Origin of the sequence: Liquorilactobacillus cacaonum DSM 21116, assembly GCF_001436735.1 — a bacterium.
Taxonomy (GTDB): domain Bacteria; phylum Bacillota; class Bacilli; order Lactobacillales; family Lactobacillaceae; genus Liquorilactobacillus; species Liquorilactobacillus cacaonum.
Genome location: NZ_AYZE01000005.1, coordinates 130,844 through 150,796, shown reverse-complemented (window position 1 = coordinate 150,796; position 19,953 = coordinate 130,844). Strand labels below are relative to the sequence as shown.

Annotated in this window: 20 protein-coding genes and 1 pseudogene; 10 read left to right on the top strand and 11 right to left on the bottom strand. The window is 32.9% G+C overall.

Annotated elements, in window-relative coordinates; genetic code table 11:
• The first annotated feature begins 125 nt into the window (after nucleotides 1-125).
• Together FC80_RS01195 and FC80_RS01190 are read left to right on the top strand one after the other, a co-directional pair.
• On the top strand, nucleotides 126-1,067 hold the full coding sequence (locus tag FC80_RS01195) for a nucleoside hydrolase (protein ID WP_057828325.1): 942 nt from the start codon (nucleotides 126-128) through the stop codon (nucleotides 1,065-1,067).
• 115 nt (nucleotides 1,068-1,182) lie between these two features.
• Entirely contained in the window at nucleotides 1,183-1,500 is a 318-nt protein-coding gene (locus FC80_RS01190) for an ArsR/SmtB family transcription factor (RefSeq protein ID WP_057828324.1), read from the top strand.
• A 406-nt stretch (nucleotides 1,501-1,906) separates the two neighbouring features.
• Here FC80_RS01190 and FC80_RS01185 read toward each other — a convergent pair whose 3' ends face one another.
• The gene (locus FC80_RS01185; RefSeq protein WP_057828323.1) at nucleotides 1,907-3,076 is read right to left on the bottom strand and encodes an MFS transporter; all 1,170 of its coding nucleotides are present in this window, start codon (nucleotides 3,074-3,076) and stop codon (nucleotides 1,907-1,909) included.
• Nucleotides 3,077-3,596: 520 nt separating this feature from the next.
• On the opposite strand from FC80_RS01185, the gene FC80_RS01180 reads away from it, so the two are divergent.
• From FC80_RS01180 to FC80_RS01170, 3 genes and pseudogenes are all read left to right on the top strand, one after another.
• Nucleotides 3,597-3,851: a hypothetical protein gene (locus tag FC80_RS01180; RefSeq protein WP_057828322.1), complete on the top strand. Its 255-nt coding sequence runs from the start codon at nucleotides 3,597-3,599 to the stop codon at nucleotides 3,849-3,851.
• A 58-nt stretch (nucleotides 3,852-3,909) separates the two neighbouring features.
• A pseudogene (locus tag FC80_RS01175) lies at nucleotides 3,910-4,323 on the top strand (ABC transporter transmembrane domain-containing protein); the annotation flags it as partial.
• Complete coding sequence (locus FC80_RS01170) at nucleotides 4,307-4,921, top strand: hypothetical protein (protein ID WP_157055566.1); 615 nt, start codon at nucleotides 4,307-4,309, stop codon at nucleotides 4,919-4,921. The pseudogene FC80_RS01175 and the gene FC80_RS01170, both read left to right, overlap by 17 nt.
• Nucleotides 4,922-5,223: 302 nt before the next feature.
• On the opposite strand, the gene FC80_RS01165 is transcribed toward FC80_RS01170, so the two are convergent.
• Nucleotides 5,224-6,669 carry an o-succinylbenzoate--CoA ligase gene (locus FC80_RS01165; protein ID WP_057828319.1) on the bottom strand — a complete coding sequence of 482 codons (1,446 nt, stop codon included), beginning with the start codon at nucleotides 6,667-6,669 and terminating at the stop codon, nucleotides 5,224-5,226.
• A 27-nt stretch (nucleotides 6,670-6,696) separates the two neighbouring features.
• Nucleotides 6,697-7,518, bottom strand: coding sequence for a 1,4-dihydroxy-2-naphthoyl-CoA synthase (gene menB, locus FC80_RS01160; protein WP_057828318.1), 822 nt, complete (start codon nucleotides 7,516-7,518; stop codon nucleotides 6,697-6,699).
• A 53-nt stretch (nucleotides 7,519-7,571) separates the two neighbouring features.
• Between menB and FC80_RS01155 the strand changes: the two genes are divergently transcribed.
• Nucleotides 7,572-7,940, top strand: a complete 369-nt coding sequence (locus FC80_RS01155) for a hotdog fold thioesterase (protein WP_057828317.1) — start codon at nucleotides 7,572-7,574, stop codon at nucleotides 7,938-7,940.
• A gap of 55 nt (nucleotides 7,941-7,995) precedes the next feature.
• Here FC80_RS01155 and FC80_RS01150 read toward each other — a convergent pair whose 3' ends face one another.
• The 5 genes from FC80_RS01150 to FC80_RS01130 form a co-directional block, all read right to left on the bottom strand.
• Nucleotides 7,996-8,619, bottom strand: a complete 624-nt coding sequence (locus FC80_RS01150; RefSeq protein WP_235807217.1) for a TetR/AcrR family transcriptional regulator — start codon at nucleotides 8,617-8,619, stop codon at nucleotides 7,996-7,998.
• A gap of 35 nt (nucleotides 8,620-8,654) precedes the next feature.
• A complete protein-coding gene (gloA2, locus tag FC80_RS01145; protein ID WP_057828315.1) occupies nucleotides 8,655-9,041 on the bottom strand; it encodes an SMU1112c/YaeR family gloxylase I-like metalloprotein in 387 nt (128 codons plus the stop codon).
• Nucleotides 9,042-9,055: 14 nt separating this feature from the next.
• Complete coding sequence (locus FC80_RS01140; protein WP_057828314.1) at nucleotides 9,056-9,484, bottom strand: MerR family transcriptional regulator; 429 nt, start codon at nucleotides 9,482-9,484, stop codon at nucleotides 9,056-9,058.
• A 167-nt stretch (nucleotides 9,485-9,651) separates the two neighbouring features.
• A complete protein-coding gene (locus tag FC80_RS01135) occupies nucleotides 9,652-10,398 on the bottom strand; it encodes a DUF4811 domain-containing protein (protein WP_057828313.1) in 747 nt (248 codons plus the stop codon).
• Complete coding sequence (locus FC80_RS01130) at nucleotides 10,398-11,879, bottom strand: MDR family MFS transporter (protein WP_057828312.1); 1,482 nt, start codon at nucleotides 11,877-11,879, stop codon at nucleotides 10,398-10,400. Before FC80_RS01130 ends, FC80_RS01135 begins: the two co-directional genes overlap by 1 nt.
• Nucleotides 11,880-12,068: 189 nt before the next feature.
• Between FC80_RS01130 and FC80_RS01125 the strand changes: the two genes are divergently transcribed.
• Nucleotides 12,069-12,542: a MerR family transcriptional regulator gene (locus tag FC80_RS01125; protein ID WP_057828311.1), complete on the top strand. Its 474-nt coding sequence runs from the start codon at nucleotides 12,069-12,071 to the stop codon at nucleotides 12,540-12,542.
• A 146-nt stretch (nucleotides 12,543-12,688) separates the two neighbouring features.
• Here FC80_RS01125 and FC80_RS01120 read toward each other — a convergent pair whose 3' ends face one another.
• Nucleotides 12,689-13,135 (bottom strand): MarR family winged helix-turn-helix transcriptional regulator, encoded by a 447-nt coding sequence (locus FC80_RS01120; RefSeq protein ID WP_057828310.1) that lies wholly within the window; start codon nucleotides 13,133-13,135, stop codon nucleotides 12,689-12,691.
• Nucleotides 13,136-13,538: 403 nt separating this feature from the next.
• Here FC80_RS01120 and FC80_RS01115 point away from each other — a divergent pair, with 403 nt between their 5' ends.
• Together FC80_RS01115 and FC80_RS01110 are read left to right on the top strand one after the other, a co-directional pair.
• The gene (locus tag FC80_RS01115; protein ID WP_057828309.1) at nucleotides 13,539-14,393 is read left to right on the top strand and encodes an aldo/keto reductase; all 855 of its coding nucleotides are present in this window, start codon (nucleotides 13,539-13,541) and stop codon (nucleotides 14,391-14,393) included.
• A gap of 31 nt (nucleotides 14,394-14,424) precedes the next feature.
• Nucleotides 14,425-16,332 carry a M13 family metallopeptidase gene (locus FC80_RS01110; protein WP_057828308.1) on the top strand — a complete coding sequence of 636 codons (1,908 nt, stop codon included), beginning with the start codon at nucleotides 14,425-14,427 and terminating at the stop codon, nucleotides 16,330-16,332.
• 244 nt (nucleotides 16,333-16,576) lie between these two features.
• Here FC80_RS01110 and FC80_RS01105 read toward each other — a convergent pair whose 3' ends face one another.
• Both FC80_RS01105 and FC80_RS01100 read right to left on the bottom strand, forming a co-directional pair.
• A complete protein-coding gene (locus FC80_RS01105; protein ID WP_057828307.1) occupies nucleotides 16,577-17,200 on the bottom strand; it encodes an ATP-binding cassette domain-containing protein in 624 nt (207 codons plus the stop codon).
• 3 nt (nucleotides 17,201-17,203) lie between these two features.
• Nucleotides 17,204-19,198 carry a DUF1430 domain-containing protein gene (locus tag FC80_RS01100; protein ID WP_057828306.1) on the bottom strand — a complete coding sequence of 665 codons (1,995 nt, stop codon included), beginning with the start codon at nucleotides 19,196-19,198 and terminating at the stop codon, nucleotides 17,204-17,206.
• A 209-nt stretch (nucleotides 19,199-19,407) separates the two neighbouring features.
• Between FC80_RS01100 and FC80_RS01095 the strand changes: the two genes are divergently transcribed.
• The gene (locus FC80_RS01095) at nucleotides 19,408-19,701 is read left to right on the top strand and encodes a hypothetical protein (protein WP_057828305.1); all 294 of its coding nucleotides are present in this window, start codon (nucleotides 19,408-19,410) and stop codon (nucleotides 19,699-19,701) included.
• The last annotated feature ends 252 nt before the right edge of the window (nucleotides 19,702-19,953 follow it).

Here is a 19,953-nt window from a genome sequence, read left to right as displayed (position 1 = left end):
CTCTTTTAATATAACGTGTTATGTAAGGTTTAGTGTTAAGTGTTCTTTTGACGAACACTTGAGTTTTATGTATAATTCATCTTGCATCACGAACGAAACATTAATATTGGAGGATTACTAAAATTATGTCAGAAAAAGTATACTTTAACCACGACGGTGGCGTCGACGATTTAATTTCTTTGTTCTTACTTTTACAAATGGATAATGTTGATTTGATTGGTGTTGGAGCCGTTGATGCTGATAGTTACGTAGGCCCATCTGTCCAAGCAAGTCGTAAAATCATCGATCGTTTCGGTCATGGAATTAATTTAGAAGTTGCAACCTCAAATTCACGTGGTGTCCACCCATTTCCAAAAGAATGGCGGATCTCAACATATTCCGAAAATGCATTACCAATTTTAAATGAAAGTGGTAAAATGATCACTCCGGAAGCGAAAGAAGTTGCTCATCTAGATTTATTACACAAATTGCAACAATCACCAGACCAAGTAACCTTAGTTTTTACTGGTCCATTAACAGATCTAGCTCGAGCTTTAGAAATTGGTCCAAGTATCACCCAAAAAATCAAACGGTTGGTGTGGATGGGTGGCACCTTTTTAGAAAAAGGTAATGTAGAAGAACCTGATTCTGATAACACTCAAGAATGGAACGCCTTTTGGGATCCTGAAGCAGTTAAAACAGTATTCGATTCAGATATCCAAATCGATTTAGTTAGTCTTGAAAGTACTAATAATGTCCCTTTGACTCAAGCTGTTCGTTTGCATTGGGCTGCACAGCGTCGATATCCTGGCCTTGATTTTATTGGTAATAGTTATGCTTTTGTACCAGAATTAGGACTTTTTGAAACTTACTCAACTTACTACCTTTGGGACGTTCTAACAACCTGCTATTTTTATGATTCAAGCCTTGTTAAAACTAAAGAAGTTTTTTGTGATGTTAGCACTAAATCTCCAAGTGATGGACGCACTTTCTTAACAGAAAATGGACGTAAAGCAAATCTTGTTTATGATGTAGATAGCGCCAAGTTTTTTGCCTTGATTGATGAATTAGCAAAAAAAGTTGATTAGGAGCATTCAATTACCTATGGCTGTTCTTTTTAAAGTTATCTATTTTGGAGTATAATGAATTAATATTACTTCAATCTAAGTTTCTTTATAAACTTATTCTTAAAAGGTGAACTAAATGACAAAATCATCTGAGCATAACTTACCAAGCACACTTGAATTAGAACGTAGTGTACAGCTGTTTAAAGCATTCGGAGATCAAACACGTTATAAAATACTATCCCTATTGTCCAATAAAAAATTAACTGTCAATGAAATCGCTGACGAAATCGGAATAACTCAATCAGCAATTTCACATCAATTAAAGCTACTAAGACAAACAGGATTAGTAAAAGGAATTCGTGATGGGCAAAAAATTTATTATGAATTGTCTGACCAACACATCACTACTATCTTTGAACAAGTTCGTGAACATGTCCGTGAAAGAAATTTATAAATTATTATGACTATCTTCATGTATCTTCTTCTATATATTAATAAGATAACATTTCACTTTCTTTATTACAGTCATTCAAAGCTTCCTACTGACCAATAAGCGAAGAATCATTTTAAGCGACTTATTCGCCATTACCTATAAACGTCTCCCTTGGATTTTTTATGTTGGTTTCGACACCTACCTTTTAAATCTAAGAGAGACGTTTTTGAATATAACTTTTTATTTTTACAACCTTATAACCGCAGAACAAGTGACTATTTTTTGCACAAGCGATCTCATCAATGATTTAGCCGATATTACGATAACTACCCCCAAAAATTGTTGTGAATGTTTTTGTGTATCTGTGTCTATTCATGTCACCTTACACTAAATATTATTGTTTCTACTTTAAGATAACGCTTCAAAGTTAATTAATTAGTTTTGAACTTCTTATTATTAACCCTCCTCCTGTTATAACCAGAAGGGCAGAAAAAATTATTAAAACCCACACCCAACCATTATCTAAAAAAAAACCAGCCAATAAAGAACCAATTGGCCCCCCAATTGAGGAAATGGTTTTAAACGTTGTCATAACTCTCCCTAGAAATTCATCTTTAGTTCTAACCTGAATTAAGGTTTCTGATGAAATATTTTGAATGCTAGATGTTAAACCAAATAAAAAAATAAGAATAGCTGTCAAAATTCCATTAGTATAGAAAAAAAGTAATAAAAAAAGAGGTATAAAGCTTAATGACCAATAAATACCAACAGTGTTAATTGATGGGACTATTCGTCCTGAAAATAAGGCTCCAAAAATAAAACCCACAAAAAAACAAATATAAAAGACGGTATAGTAGAAAGAAGAACCCATTTTCTGAGCTAAATAAGGTAAAAAAACTATTAAACTAGGAGTTACGAAAGAATACAAAGAAGAAGAAATAAAGTAATTCTTCAAAAAATTGTCCTTTTTTATAAATTTGTACCCATAAAGTATTTCCTCCAAATATTTTGTTTTACGATTCTCCTTCCTTTTTGAATTAGCTATATTTTTTATAGCAAAAAGAAGAATTATTATACCAATAAAACTTATTATGGTAATCAATACCATGACATTTAATACTTTCATAAAGTTTAGTAAAACTCCTGCTAAAGCGACTCCCAAGAAATTAATTGATTGGTCAACTAAGCTTATTTGTGAATTTATTAAACCTAATTCTTTTTTTGACTTAACAGTACTCTTAATAATAGCTCTATCAGCTGGTATAAAGAACTCATCGCAAATAGCAGCAATTGTTGAAAAAACTAGTATAAAAGATAAACTGTATTTCGTGTTATTGATGGTTATTGCTAATAAAAAAAACATAAACGTTTGGACCGCTAAAGAACCAATACTTACATTCTTAAGCGGATGCCGATCTATAAACGGCCCATAAACAATCGCTAAGCTAGAAGCGAGTGAAAAAAGTGCATTCATGGCCCCAACCATGGAAGAACTATCAGTTTCAGTTTGAAACCACCATATAATAGTTAGCGTAAAAATACTACTGGACAAAGTTCCTAGTCCTCTAGAAAAAAGATAGCTCTTCTTATGCAACATCTTGTCTGTCACCCATTTTCATTAGTTTTATCAAAGAGACCGTACCCACATCATAAGACATGAGTTCCATAAATAATCACTCAATCTCACCAAATATTCTTTGTTATTGTTCTAAGATGTTCTTTTTTCCCTTAGATGAATATTGGACTCTAAAATTTTATATTTACTTCCTAAAATAACATTAGGTTTTTAACACAATTAATAATAATATCTGGAACTAAATTCATTTTTTAATTTTAATATCAGGATTGATAATTTCTAATTTTTGAGACATAATGTCACTAGAAAAGTAAATTATTTGTCTTTATATTTTTTCTCATTATAATAAAATTTATTTTTTTGTCAATAATAAAAGTAAATTATTTGTGTTACTAGTCTACAGAAGCTCTTCAACTAGCGGTTGCTTTTAATGCACTAATCATTAGCGTACTTTTTTCTAGCTTCAATAGGATAATTAATAGATTGAAAGTGAGGTTACGCTTATGACTTTAGGTCAAAGGATAAAGAAAGAAGGAATTTTATGAACATTTGGAAATATATCAGAGAAGAGTGGGGAATAAACAGTGTTGTTTTCTTGCTTGATGTTATAGAGGCAACATGCACAACTCTGTTTGGGTTAGCTTCTGCAAACATCCTTACAGAAATAGTTCGACCCAATTTATCGGCTGTTTTTATTTGTGTCTCTGTTCTTGGTATAGTAAGTATATTATGGGCAACTGCAATTTTTGTGCATGAGAAGTGTTTAACCATAGCTATGCAAAAAAATGGATACTGACATAAGAAATGATATCACCGCTCATTGAGTTGATTCGAGATATACGACATTTCATAAAAACAATCCGTCAGTGTATGTATCTTGGTTGACTAATGATATTAATACAATCAATGAATATGGATTTGAATGTTTAGAATTAGCCATTACCCAGGCTATTACAATCGTGATGAGTATTACCGTAATTGTAAGTTTCCATTATTCTTTAATAGTCACGATTCTCATTTTATTGGTTATTATGTATTTTGTCCCAAAGTTGTTTTCAAAAGTGATGAATCAGACATCATTGGGAGTATCAAAAGCTGCAGAAACAGCCACTAAGAAAATATCAGATTTTTTTGCAGGGTTCGATGATCTTCTTGTAATGAATTTGAAAAATCACATAGTTGAAGCAATAAATCAAAGCTCCTCGATTTTAAAGAAAGCAAAAGGAAAACAGGCAACTGCAATTGGGGGGTATGCGCGGAACTTCTAATCTTAGCAGTCTATTGAGTCAGACAGTTATCATTGATCAAGCTTGTTTTCTTTACGTGATTAAGGCAATTCCTATTGGCGGAATCAGTGCAGCGAGATACTTTGCAGCAACAATTTTTGCCAATACAACTGGTATGCTAGCCAATTTTATGGAAGTAAAAACAACTGCACCTATTTTTGAAAAATATGTCTCATTTCTATTGGACGATAGTTTCAATGAGCAGCAGAATTCCATAAAACTGCAAAAATTAGATAATCAACAACCCCAAATTACATTTGACTCTGTTGATTTTAGCTATAATACAAATACAGTGTTGGAATCATGCTCATTTAATTTTGCTCGAGGCTTAGTGAAAAAAAAGCGAATCTGGTTAGTTGATGAAGCAACTTTTTCTTTAAACCCTGCCGCAAGACAAGACATTGAGGACCGTTTAATGTCACTTACAGGTATCACGCTTATTATGGTCAGCCATAGAGCCATAGTGTTACTAAACGATTGCAGAATCAAGCTGACGAAGTTGTGCGCCTTGACGATGGGCGTGTTCAATAGCAATTTTGGAACAGGTGAACAAATAATTATAATAATGAAAAGCGTATAGGCTATACCTACTGTTCTTCTTAAAATCTCTAACTGAAAAAATACAACAAACAACCATTTAATTCGTTACCATCTTCACATAATTTCACAGAATAAGCTACAACAACTGCGAGTTAACTCTACAAACCAAAAGAACCAGAAGTAAGTTAACTTCCGATTCTAAATAAATAATTTAATTATCAACAAGATTTGACAAAGAACTAAAATTCAACTTTAATCCAGTTCCTCTATCAGCACAAATAAACATGTTTTGTTAAAAAGGCTTAACTTTTAGAATAATTCAAAACTTTTAATTCAGACAATTCAATCTTTTAACTTCATTATCAGCTCATATCTTTTTACCTTACCACTAGCTGTTCGTGGCAATCTATCTACCTTCACAAACTGCTTAGGAATCTTAAAACGAGCTAATTTCTTCTTACCATACGCAATTAATTCATTATTTGGAATTTCATACGGAGCAACATAAAAGCCAATCGGGACTTCACCCCATTGATCATCAGAAATTCCGCAAACTGCAAATTCAGTAATTGCCGAAAACCCTGCATAGGCATTTTCAATCTCATCTGGAAAAATATTCTCTCCTCCAGAAATTAACATTTCGCCTTTTCTTCCTTCAACAAATAAAAAATTTTCTTTATTAAAATGCCCAATATCACCAGTCTTAAACCAACCATCTCCTGTTAACTTTTTATTAAAGTCAGATGATTTACCTAAATATCCAGGTGTAACATTAGGTGCTTTAATTTCAATTTCCTTCGTTTCTTCATCAATTCTAAGTTGTACTGGGAAGAGTGGTTTTCCAACAGAACCCACTGCATTCAAGGCATCATTAAAACTCAAAGCCACAACTTGTGAACAAGTTTCCGTCATCCCATAAGATTGAATAATAGGTAGTCTCAGTGCAATGCACTTCCTTAGCGTCTGCTCATCAATTGCAGCTCCGCCTAAAAGAAAACATCTGAATTTACTATTGTAGCCCACTGTCGGAAATGATTCTAATAGTCGCTTTAACATCTGAGGTACCACAGACATTACCGTAACTGGCAGTTTTTGAAGTAATTGTGTTATCTTTTTTTCTTCAAAACGCTCAACTAACAATACTGGCATACCATATATTAAGCTGCGCATCATTATTGAGAGTCCACTAATATGAAAGATTGGAACCGCACATAACCACAGATCATCTGCTTGCAGTCCCAAATTAATAGCTGAACCCATAGCCGAAAAGAAATGATTCTTAAATGTTTGCAACACTCCATGTGGATTTCCGGTTGTGCCTGAGGTAAACATAATCGTTGCTACCTGATTATCCTCATACTCTTCTACCACATTAGGTTTATTTTCACCAAGGTGTTTTATTTGCGATAAATTCCAACAGCTAATATTTGTAACTTTCGCTAAATTTGTCAGCTCTTTATTTCTTGTTTGTAAGGAATCATCAATCAAAACTCGATCTATATCCGCAAGTTCAATCTGCTTTGACAATTCAAATAAACTCAACCTAAAGTTAAGCAAAACTATCTGTATGCCCATTCCTTGTAATGCCAAGATAGTTAAGTAGCTAGCCGGCGTATTAGCAGCTAAAAGCCCAATCTTGCAAGGTGTTTTATTGATAATATTCTGCAATTTTCCATTAAGTACCAATACTTCAGCATTCAATTGTTGAAAAGTCCAGCGTCGCCCTTCAAAAATCAATGCTGTTTTACTAGGTGCAAGTTCTGCTTGTTTATTTAACCAATTTTCCAAAGCTCAATTACTCCTCTTCAATAATTATTAAGGGAATTTAGGAAACTGATCAAAATCTGGTTTTCGCTTTTCATTAAAGGCATCTCGTCCTTCTTTTCCTTCATCGGTAGTATAAAAGAGCATTGTAGCATCTCCAGCTAATTGCTGAATACCAGCTAAACCATCTGTATCAGCATTCATTGCAGCTTTTATAAAGCGTAAAGCAGTAGGTGACTTTGTAAGTATCTCATCACACCATTCAAGAGTTACTTCTTCTACCTGTTCTAAAGGTACAACTTTATTAATCCAGTTCATTGCATACGCTTCATCAGCCGTATACCAATGGTTCATAAACCAAACTTCTTTGGCACGTTTATGACCAATTACTCGTGCAAGATATCCTGAACCATAACCTGCATCAAAACTGCCCACCTTTGGACCCGTTTGTCCAAACATTGCATTATCTGCAGCAATCGTCAAGTCACAAACTAACTGCAAGATATTTCCGCCACCAACTGACCACCCCTTAACCATTGCAATAACAGGTTTAGGAATTATCCTAATAAGGTGTTGCAAATCAAGCACATTTAATCGAGCGATCTTATCGGCACCAACATATCCACCATTTCCGCGAATACTTTGATCACCGCCAGAACTAAAGGCCTTATTCCCAGCGCCTGTCAGAATAATTACACCAATTGTACTGTCGTCACGGCAAATCGTAAATGCATCAATCAGTTCTTCAATTGTTAGAGGAGTAAATGCATTATGTTTTTCTGGCCTATTCATTGTTAACTTTGCAATTTTCCCCGTTCTCTCAAAAATTATTTCTTGATAGTTCTTAACCTTAGTCCATTCTCTAGTTACCATTTTCATAGTCCTTTCTGTTACAATAGAATAAATTAATCTTGGAGGTCTTCCAAATGAATCTTCTTGAGTACTTACATATCAAAGTCACTAAAGAATCTAAGCAACAAGTAATTCTCTCAATTGATGTTTCTGAAAAAATTATGCAACCTTTTGGTATTGTACATGGCGGGATAAACACAATTCTTGCCGAAACAGCTGCTAGTATGCTAGCAAATCTCAATGCCCCAATAGGGTCTGTGGCAATTGGAGTCAGCATCAATACCAATCATTTATTGCCTACCACAACCGGTAGAATAGATGCTATCGCAAATCCTATAAAAATTGGTAATAAAATTCAGGTCTTAACTGTAACCACTTTTGCGTATCCTCAAAAAATAAAAACTAGCCAAAGCATAGTCACAACAACATTCCACAAAAAATGAAAGTTGTTTCCGTACACTATTCTAACATAACCGTTTAGTAAAATTGTAATTTAAACTACTTTTGCTTCGATGATGAATCCAACCCAATCTTTTGCTTAAAAGTGTTCAATTCAGGTATCTCGTTCGCCATTTGCTGTTGACTTCTATTAATCATCTTTATCATACTTTTTTCAATTACTCTTGTTTCTGGATTCATTCCCTTTTCTACCCATAGTATCAAAACACCTGAAATTCCGCTGGTGATATACGAGTACAAATAATCAAAACTTTCCCCATTCAGAGTATCAATTTTGTACATCAAAGTTGGTCTAACAGCTTCTTTTAAACTTGCAAATATTCTACCAACACATTGGTATCCATTTGTTTTATTCAACGTTACTCTGACAATCTCAGGATCATTTTTTTTTAGAATTTCAAATATTATCGGTAAGATGTTCCAATCACCATCTTTGAACCTTAGCTTAATTACCGCAATTATCTCCTGTGCTAATTCATTTTTTAGTTCATCCATTAAAGAAACAGCACTTTGATAATAATAATAAAATGTTCCCCTTGTAATACAAACTTCTTTACATATATCAGTTACCGTAATATCTTCAAGTTTCTTTTGCCTTAATAAGTCCATAAATGTCTGCTTAATTTTTGATTTAGTCTGGACTGCTTTTGAACTACTTTTCATGTCCACAATTTTCACCATCCATTTCCCAGGAAATATCATTCATGAAGCTCTATTGGCAAGTCATCGGGATCAAAAAAGAATGTCATTTTTTCCCCTGTAAAATCATCAACCCTAATATCTTCAACAACAATATTTAAACTCTGTAATTCTTTGACAATCTCCTCAATATTGTTAACCTTAAAAGCTAAGTGTCGCAGTCCTGTACCTTCTCCAATTGGGTAAGACAACCGTGATGGCGCATTGGGTTTAATGAATAACTCTAATTGAATTTCTCCTTTTTTTATATCGATTTTCTCATCTTTTTTTTCGACACGTTTATGGTCTGAAACAATCTCAAATCCGAGTTTACGAACATAAAAGTCGAGAGCCTTTTCTCTATCATGACATATTATCGCAATGTGATGAATTAAATCAAATGACACTTGAATCCCCCCAATCAATCTATCTCTAATTTAAAACGTGTTCCCTTTTCGTCCACAATCCCGTACAAATGCTGTGATTTTACTTCATCAAGATATCCCATATCAATTTTTCCATACAGTTTCTCTTCATCTTCTACTAAAACATCAATAAAGTTTCCTATCACAAATTGTTTACAAATCATCACTTGTTTTTTTCGTTGGTCTGCTCGTTCAACTGCTTTTCCAAGAGTAAATCCCTCGTCTAGATATTTTTTAATAGCGCGCACCTTATAAAAAGCTTCAAATTCGTATTTTCGAGTAACATTTTTTTCTGTCACAGGTGTTTCCAAGTATCCTTTTTTTTCCCAATATCGTAACTGCCGTGTCGAAACCCCAGTCAACTTGCTCAAATCACCTATGCCTATTACCAAATCTGCTTTTAATGAGAACTTTTCATCCGTCATTGTTACCTCATCCTTTTACACTTTATCCCGTTATTATTTAAATTAATTTTAACTATTTTTTAGGCAATGTCAACAAATTATACATGTTTAGTAAGTTATATTTCAAAATATTACTATAATAAAAAAGCTTGCTATATATTGCAAACTTTCTTAATTTTACCCTTAAATTACTTTTTTACTTCATTGATTAATTTTTGCATCATCATTTTTTTAAAGTCTTTTTGTGCTTGCAAACTTGCCTTTGCTGTTAAAATCTGTTGTTCTTTTGCAGACATACTTGGATCTTTCGTCAAAGCTTTCGTTAATTTTCCCTTAACTTCTGTTTCAACATATTCCTTTGCTTCTTCTTTAACCTCAGATTGGTTTTCATTTTTAGCTATTTTTTGTAATTCTTTAGCTTGTTGCGTACTGAGAACTGCCCAATCATTGTTTACGAAAAATGTGTTGTAATGACGAACTAACTTATGACCATTCCCAGAAATACCAAACCAAAACTTATAAAAATTATTTTTATATTCCCATCTTACTGTTCTCGTTACAAGTTTTGCTGACTCATTTGTATTTTTTATTTTATTTTCTGTCTTTGAAGGATCCGGATTAGTTGTAATTTCTTTTTTCTGATTGCTCTTAGTTTTATAAATATATACTTTTTCTTTTCCCGATGTACCAACAGTTTGATATAACAACAAATTAACTTGATTTGAAGAAACAGCCGAAACTAATTTGCTTGTCTTGGAACTTTCTACTTTATGCATTCCCAAATGGCGTTTATCATTTTCAATCATGAATATCATCGAAACTATTAGACCTACCGCAAAAATAATACTTAACACTGTTCTTATTGAATTTTTGTTAATACTAATCATAGATATGAATAACAATATTGCACAAATAATTAGACTAAATATTATCACTACTTATCACTCCTTACATCTTGTTTTTTGTGCAACATTTCGCTTGGAGTGCTGCCACTTACAAAAAATGATACTATCAAACCTATAGCACTAAACCCTAACGCAACTATAAAGGCCGCATGATATCCTCCTAAAGTTGCTGAAAAAGCTGCATTTTTATAAGCCAAAGGATCAGACTTCAACATCGATTTGACTGGCATATCATTTTTAGTAATATTTGTTAGAATACTAATTAAAATTGCAGTTCCCACTGAGGCAGCAACTTGTCTAATTGTATTATTAACTGCTGTTCCATTACTCATCATTTTTATAGGTAAAGAATTCATTCCTGAGGTAGTTACAGTCATCATTGACATTGCTATTCCTGCCATTCTAATAGCATACAATATAATGATATAAATTAGTGGGGTGGTCTTAGTAACGTACATAAAAGGAATTGTCCCCACTGTTAACAAGAATAACCCCGTAATTGCCAATCGTTTTGCACCAATTCTATCAAAAGCTCGACCTGCAATTGGACTAAGAATTCCCATCATTAGCGCACCAGGCAAAAGAGTAAGTCCTGAATGAAATGCACTTTCGCCTCTTACCGTTTGTAAATAGAGTGGTAAGACCATCTCAACACCTATCATTGCCATCATCGAAACGGAACTCAAAAGTGCTGCAATTGAAAATTCAGGATTTTTCAAAACTCTTAAATCTAAAAATGGTTTTTCCAAACGCAACTGGCGAATACCAAAGCCAACAACAAATACTACTCCTATTACAATTCCAAGTATTACGACAGCACTTCCCCAGCCTTTTTCGCCAACTTCTGAAAAACCATAAAGCAAGCTCCCAAAACCAATTGTAGAAAGCATAGCCGAAATCCAGTCTAATTTGATTTTATGAGTTGGTAAAACACTCTTCATAAACCAAAATCCTGCAATGAAAACAAATGCTGAAATTGGAATTAAAATTCCAAACAAAGCTCTCCAGTTATAATTATCAATAACCCACCCGGAAAGTGTAGGTCCGATTGCTGGTGCAACACCTATTACCAAGCCTGCCATTCCCATTGCAGCTCCACGCTTGTTAGCTGGAAAAATTGTTAACATCAACGTTTGTAACAGTGGCATTGTTACACCTACACCCAATGCCTGTACAAGCCTACCAACTAACAAAGAACTAAAATTGGACGCTGTATAACAAATTATTGTTCCTATTAAAAAAACAAACATTGCACTTTCATACAACACTTTAGAGTTAACTCGTGTTGTAAGCCATGCACTAATAGGAATCATGACTCCACTAACCATCATAAAACCTGAGGTCAACCATTGTACTGTTGACGTGTTAATATCAAAACTTTTCATAAGTGTTGGAAATGCTGTTGTTAAAATAGTCTGATTTAATACTGTACAAAAAGATCCCACTAACAAAAGTGCAACAAGAAGGCCCCTACTATAAGGTTTTCCATTTTGATCAATTACTTTTTCCAAATTATTATCTCTCCCTTATTTATTTCTTTATTAAGACAACGTATTATTTTTTTTTATATGAAAACAAAAATACACCTCTTACTTTTTTAAATCATATACTCATCTTTTTTTTTTGTCAAATTAATTGACAAATTTGTAATAAAAGTTACAATTGTTGGAGTTAAAGCTTACAAAGGGAGGCACAATATTATGGATCGCGACCAAAATAATATTTATGTTGATCGGTTTAAAAATATTATGAAGCATGAACATTTTCTTTTGGGAATTGGAGAAATGTCCAAAGCAACAGGTGTCTCCCAGAGACAATTACGTTATTGGGAGGAAAAAGGTTATATTAAATCAGAGGAAAGGCCAATTTCTTCAAAAGATTATGATCGCCATCATCGTAAATATAGTCACTTTACATTCTTAAAAGTTTCGATGATTCAATCTTTTATTAATGATGGGTATACTTTAAATTCAGCTGTTCAAAAAACAAATGAACACAGTCATTTAGGTAAAGCAATGAAGCGTTTTTTAAAAGAACGAGTACTTGAAGTAAATATTACTGAAAATGGTTACGAATTCGACTTGGGACTTATTGATAATTCACCGAATCAACATATTTATGCAGTCATCCAAAAAAACCAAAAAATAAAGATTTTATTAAAAGAACTTGATTAAGTTTCTACCCAGAACATACTAATCCATATTATTTCACATGGAATTTTTCAAAAAAAACTTGTACAATCACTTAAATTCCAAGTAATTATACAAGTTTTGTATTATAAATAGATTGATATCTTTATATACAATTAACCCTTCGACCTTTATAATTCCGGATCAATTCTACGACCAATACTTTTAATTAAACTTACATCTTTTTGATATTCATCAGCAGTCATATCAACATTTGCAAAACAAGATGTCAGTTTGCCCTTAATTTCATATTTCTTATTTTTTCCTTTTTTGGAAAGTGTAATGTAAACCCTACGCCCATCTTCATCACTATGCTTTCTCTCTATCCAACCATCCTTTTCCATCCTCTTTAACAATGGCGTAAGTGTCCCATTATCAAGATTTAACTTAGCACCAATTTCTTTAATCATCATCGGCTCGTTATTTTCCCATAATGTTAACAAGGTAATGTACTGCGGATACGTCAACTTATAATCTTTTAATGCGCTTGCATAAAACTTATTGTAAATTTTTTGTGCCGTATATATAGCAAAACACAATTCATCATCCAATTTATTTGGTTTATGTTCTAATCCCATATCACATTTCCTTCCTAAAAAAAACTTTGTTACTTATTATACAATTATAAATTTTAATTGCCTATTAATAATTAAATTATTATTTCTCAAATCAAATATTTCTCTTTAAAAACATATAAATACACTTTAAAAAATTAGCAAAATGTATCGCTATAGGTGCATTAATAGCATATACAAACTTTAATTTATAAGAAAGACAACTCCAAAATTTCTATCAATTTAAAAAAATTAAATCTACCACTACCTATTTCATTATAGCATTTTGCTTCACAAATTGTTAAAGAATAACATTAGTAATACGTTACTTTCCAATATACAATCATGAGGCTTTTTACCATAATATTAATTAATGTAGTAGAATGATATCAATGATTCAAATTTACCTGAAAGTGAGGCATTTTTTATGAAAAGTTTAATAGATACTTACACCTTAAATAACGGAGTTAAAATACCTATTATTGGTTTTGGAACATGGCAAACTCCCGCAGGAGCAATCGCTAAAGTGGCTGTAAAATCAGCGTTGTCATCAGGATATCGTCATATTGACACTGCCGAGATGTACGGAAATGAAAAAAGTGTTGGATTAGCTATCAAAGAAAGTGGAATCTCTCGTAGTAGTCTTTTTATCACTAGTAAATTAGACAACTATGCGCATAGTTATGAAAAGGCGACAGAGGCGATTAATAAGTCCTTGGAAGATCTACAGGTTTCTTACTTAGATTTATTTTTGATTCATTGGCCAAACCCCAAAGCTTTTCGTGATGAAGAATGGGAAAAACATCTCCAAGACACATGGCGTGCTCTCGAAGATGCATACAAGGTAGGTAAACTCAAGGCAATCGGTGTTTCGAATTTCAAACAACATCATTTTGATATATTAAAACAAACACAAACAATTAACCCTATGGTTAACCAAATTCGTGTTTGCCCTGGAGATTATAATAATAAACTAATCGATTACTGCAAGAATGAAGGTATTTTAGTTGAAGCTTACAGTCCACTTGGTACTGGTAAAATATTTAAGGATAAAACAATTAAATTAATTGCAGAAAAAAATGACAAAACTATTGCACAGATATGCCTCAGGTGGTCCTTGCAACACGGCTTATTACCACTACCAAAATCAATTCATGAAGATCGCATTGAAGAAAATTCGCACTTATTTGATTTTGAATTATCTACTGATGACATGACTACTATTGATAAATTAGAAGGAATTGTCGGATATGTGGCAGATCCTGATCTTGCAGAGTTTTAATTCTTTATAAATTTAAAAAACGAGGTTGATTATGACAAATTTAGTAAATAAAAGCATGATAAAAGAAAATCTCTATCTAGCTGTTAATGGCGAATGGTTGAAGACTGCAAAAATTCCAGCAGACAAATCCTCAACTGGTGGCTTTGCTGATTTATCTGATAATATCGAAAAATTATTAATGGCAGATTTTGAAAAAATGTTGGAACATCTCGATGATATTACTGACCCTAGCTTAAAAGAATTCATCAAATTTTATTCCCTAGCTTCTGATTTCAAAAAAAGGAATTCGGATGCTTTCAAGCCGGCTAAAGAATATTTATCTAAAATCGAACATCTTGAATCTTTTGAAACTTGGAAAAATGAACTTGGAGCATTGACGCTCAATGATTATCCCGCTCCTTTTTCTATCTATCTTGAACCGGATATGAAAGATACTGCCAACTACGCACTAACTGCAGATGTACCAAGTCTAATCCTGCCTGACAAAACTTATTATGAAGAGGGGAATGAATCTTCAAAAGCACTTATTGAAATCTATACAAAAATGCTTGAAAAACTTTATTCGCTTGCTGGATATAGTAATGCATTTATTGATAAAACAATCAAAGAAACTCTTGCTTTTGACCGCTCAATCGTTCCTCACGTCAAAGATAGCACCGAGTTAGCAGACTATGTAAAAAGATACAATAAGTACGATTTAGATAGCTTCGCTAATTTCAGTACGCAAATCAATTTAAAAACCTATATTAAAGAATTAATTAAAGATACCCCTTCACAAATAATTGTTGCTGAACCAAAGTTTTACGATGCGCTTGACAAAATTATCAACCCTGAAACATTCGAAAATATGCGTAGCTGGCTTCTTTCAAAAACTTTGTTATCTGTCAGCCCATTACTTTCTGATGAAGCGCGCATAACAGCCGGGGAATACTCCAGAGCAATTTCTGGAAGCAAAGAACCGATGGCTCCGCAAAAAAGTGCATTCTATTTGTCACTTAATACTTATAGTCAAGTTGTTGGTTTGTACTATGCTCATAGGTATTTTGGAGCAGAAGCAAAAACAGATGTGACTGATATGGTCAAAAAAATGATTACTGTATATAAAGAACGTTTACAAACTAACGAATGGCTTGGTGAAGAAACCCGCAAAAAAGCTATTTTAAAACTAGAGAAACTTGGAATCCAAGTTGGATATCCTGATAAATTAGAAGAAATATATAAAAAATTCATTGTTAAAGGCTCCGATTTATTTACAAATTCACTTAGATTTACTCGCTTGTCAATCCTTGACCATTATGCAAAATGGGGGAAACCAGTAGATCGTTCTGAATGGGAGATGAGTGCTTCAACTGTCAATGCTTATTATCATCCCTCATACAATATCATTGTCTTTCCTGCTGCAATTTTACAAGCACCATTTTATAGCTTAAACCAATCATCAAGTGAGAATTTTGGAGGGATTGGAGCTGTTATTGCTCATGAAATCTCGCATGCCTTTGATAACAACGGTTCTCATTTTGATGAATTTGGAAATCTGAAAAATTGGTGGAGCAACTCAGATCTAGAGCATTTCCAAAAATTAGCTGATGAAATGATTGCTGAATTCGATGGACTTGAAACCCCTGCAGGCAAAGTAAATGGTAAATTAGTTGTTTCAGAAAATATCGCTGATGTTGGTGGTCTAAATTGTGCGCTTGAAGCTGCCAAAAAAGAAGAAGATGTAAATCTCAAAGATTTCTTCTTCAACTGGGCTCGTGTGTGGTGCCTCAAATCCTCATTAGAAAGACAGAAGTTACTACTCAATATCGATGTCCATGCACCTCATGAACTGCGAGCAAATATCCAACCACAAAACCTGGCTGATTTTTACTCAACATTCAATATTTCGTCTGAAGATGGAATGTATCTACCAGAAGAAAAACGAGTTGTAATCTGGTAGAATTGCTGATACTTCCAAAAAGAGAGATAACTTTGACTTTAGAAACACAGCTATTCATAGTAATCAAAAAAGGTGCTAGATCGAAATTCTGACCTGAAGTGAACCCCCGAGATTGTTGTCCAATCTCGGGGGTTCACTTCAATCTAGCACCTTTTTTGGATTCACTTAATATTATTTTTTGTCCAAATTACATAGTACCTACATCTAATATTTTAGAGATAAGCATCCACACTTCATCTCTTCTTTATTTAAAGTCCAAGATATTAACCTGTTCATCAACGTAATCTTTTACAATATCATCATGGGTTGCAATTATTACTATTTTTCCATCGTTTGCCATTTGTCGTAAACTATCTAAAACTAATTTCCGGTTTAGATTGTCCAATGCACCTGTAGGCTCATCGGCTAATACAATCAAAGGATCTTGTAGACTAAGCCTAGTTAAGGCTACTCGTTGTGCTTCTCCTCCTGATAATGTATAAATTTTTCTTTTTAGATAACTATCAGCAAGATCAAATTTTCCAAGATGTTCTCGCAATTGCGAAGATTTATACTTCTTCACAATATTTAGGTTCTGCATAACATTATCTTCATCAACTAATGCATAGTTTTGAAATAAATAGCCGATAATCTCTCGATAATAGTTTAAAATATTTATCGTGTTAATATTTTTATCATCCAATGTAATTGTTCCAGCTGATAAATCATTCAATCGTCCGATGCTGTTTAATAACGTTGTTTTTCCACCACCGGATGGTCCAACTAATGCATACATTTTCCCAGACTCAAAAGTATAGTTTACATTATTAAATACAACATAGTCATCAAATACCTTTTTTGCATTTTTAATTCTTAAAGAATGGCTCACTCTCTATTCCCCCTTTATTATGCTGGATACTTTCTTATTTAAACGCCTACTTTGAATTCTTAATAATATAAATTCACCAAAATTTGAAAGCACGAAAAGTGCCAATGCAATTGTTTGATCTTTAGTAATCAGTAAGACTATGCCTGCTTCCACGAGGCTCAATACAAATATCAAGAAAATAAATTTTCTAAATATTTTTAAAAAGTGCGTTCCTAACAATCTTTGAATGGCGATTTTCTTACGATTATTGCTAAAATAGACACTGTTTAGCGCTATATTCTCAATCACTACTATTGATAACGCGATTCCAAAGACCATTACTAAAAGTCGCAAGTTATTCTGAACTGTCGCTAGTTGCTTCATTGCATAACTTTTCGTATTAATTATGCTGCCTATATAATTTGTTATTCTGGCAAACTTCATTCCCTTTTGAATCGTTGAAACACTTGGACTAAGAAAAGCCTCATTAGAAAGATATGTTAACCAAGAACTATTTGCGTCTCCATTCTTTTGACTTGTTCCACCTAGAGCTTCATTTGATAACACCACTACAACTGCCGAATTGACAGTTCCTTCATAATAACCTAGATCTAGTGCCGCTGTACTATAGGTAAAAAGCTGCTGTCCGTTTTTAATTTCAATTGCTTTAATATGTAATTTTACGCCCATCTTTTTCTCAGCACTATTAAGCCACAAGTATTCACGGTATGATTTTAAAATTTGCTGCCGATTCTCATACTGATTGGTGGGAATGAGAACATAAGTTGTATGCGTGTCTTTTGGTAAAATCACCTGCTTTCCATCTGGATCAATAACATGATTTACCTTTAAATAATTGGCATTCACACTCAAAACATGTCCACTAAACAAATCTGAAACATTCCCCTGATTACTGCTCCAACCTTGATAATTAGCTAACATTCCCCCATGGTTTTCTAAATAATTAAAGAAGATTGCTGCTTTGTGATTTAATCGCTTTGTTTCCTCAGCTGTACTCTGTATTGAGGCTAAATTAACAGTATAATAAGTCTTCCCTTTCGTCCAAATTGATAGCTGGCTTTTTAACTGACGATCTTGTTTTAAGGTACCAAGTAATGAGACAAAAGCTACACAAACAAAAACTTCAATAATAATTTTGATTGCCATATTAATATAAAATGACATTCTACTACGCATATCGCCTTTAATAGCATTAACAATTGTCTGTTGTGAATGAATCCTTGCCCTAATTATTGCTGCAAAGATCATTACTACCGCTGCAATTATGTATAATACGAGTGCAAAATATAACATTATGTGGTACGTATTTGTAAATCCACTTAACTGCATATATAGTGCTAGTATCATCAAACCAATTAAATAAACACCCACAAAATAGCTTTGATCCGATAAAAAGCTGCGGAAAGCATCTTCAAAGTTTGACATTCCTAAAAGACTTCTAATATTTATTTTCTTTAATTCTCTTAAATTTGCCAGTAATAAAACTATACCCAGTATTAAAAAGGTTAGTAATATTAAATTAAAGACTTGATTGGTCTCTAGAAAATTTAAAATTCCCCAGTTCCAACTCTCATTAACTTTTTCATATTGAATTCCATTTTTCTTAAACATTTTTTCAATTGAGGAGCTGTTTGTATGACCAATAAAATACAACGGATATCTAATATCACTAGTCATGAATTCATTCTTTGTTGCTTTAGTTCCTGCTGGAAGCTTTCTTTTTTCTCCATATACATACATCCTGGTACTTGTATCATTTCCACCGTCTACAATCGGTACACTAAAAACCTTAATGGCTGAGATCTTATGTTTTTTCGTATAACTATCAATTGCTTTATTGAACTTAATAGAGTTGAGACCATTTTTCATCCCATTAATTTCATAAGATGTATGGCTTGATTCAATATAAGTTGTTCCTAGTGAACGTATAAATGCAAAAAGCACAAGTAAACAAACTATACTCACAAAACTTACTACAACATATCTCGTTCTCTTCAACACAAATCCTCCAGAGTTATCATTGACGATAATTATTTTAATTATTCTATTATATCTCAAAATTAAAAAAAGTAAAAATATATTTTTACTTTTTTACACTATAACGAAAATAAATTAAAACACTGCATGATGATATATAGAAAATAAATTTCATTATTGACCAGAAATAAAATAAGGTTTATTATTAACTCTTGAAAGGAGGGATTATTTTGAATAAATTAATAAAGAGTTTACTTTTGTATTCTTTAGCATTGACATTCTTAATTCCCATTACAGCTCATGCTGAATTGATTGGTCACTATAGTTGGGGATATTTTTACTCAGTGATGACATCAAAAACAGTTACATCTGAAGTTGATGCAACTACAAATAGAAAGGTTAGAGCGGTGGCTCAAAACAATAGACGAACAGCATATGGTCCATTAGTCGCAAAATATAAGGGGTCTTTAGCTACAGTTGCACGTACTTCAAACGGAAATAAGACTTTCTATAGATTTTACTAACTTCATAATTTAATAATATCGAATTTGTCTTTGCTATTTAACATAAATAGATATATTTGTGTTTTATCCATTTAGTAGCAAAGGTTTTATACTGTTACATAACAACAATAACCTAATTAGTCATCCGTGCAGGATGATTTTCTTTTGGCTCCCAGTCAGTTTTAATACTAAGTACAGTCTGATTTATGTTATAATCATTATACGTTTTGATTATCCTTTCTATGAGAGGTATTGTTTTTAAAAGTGCTGGCC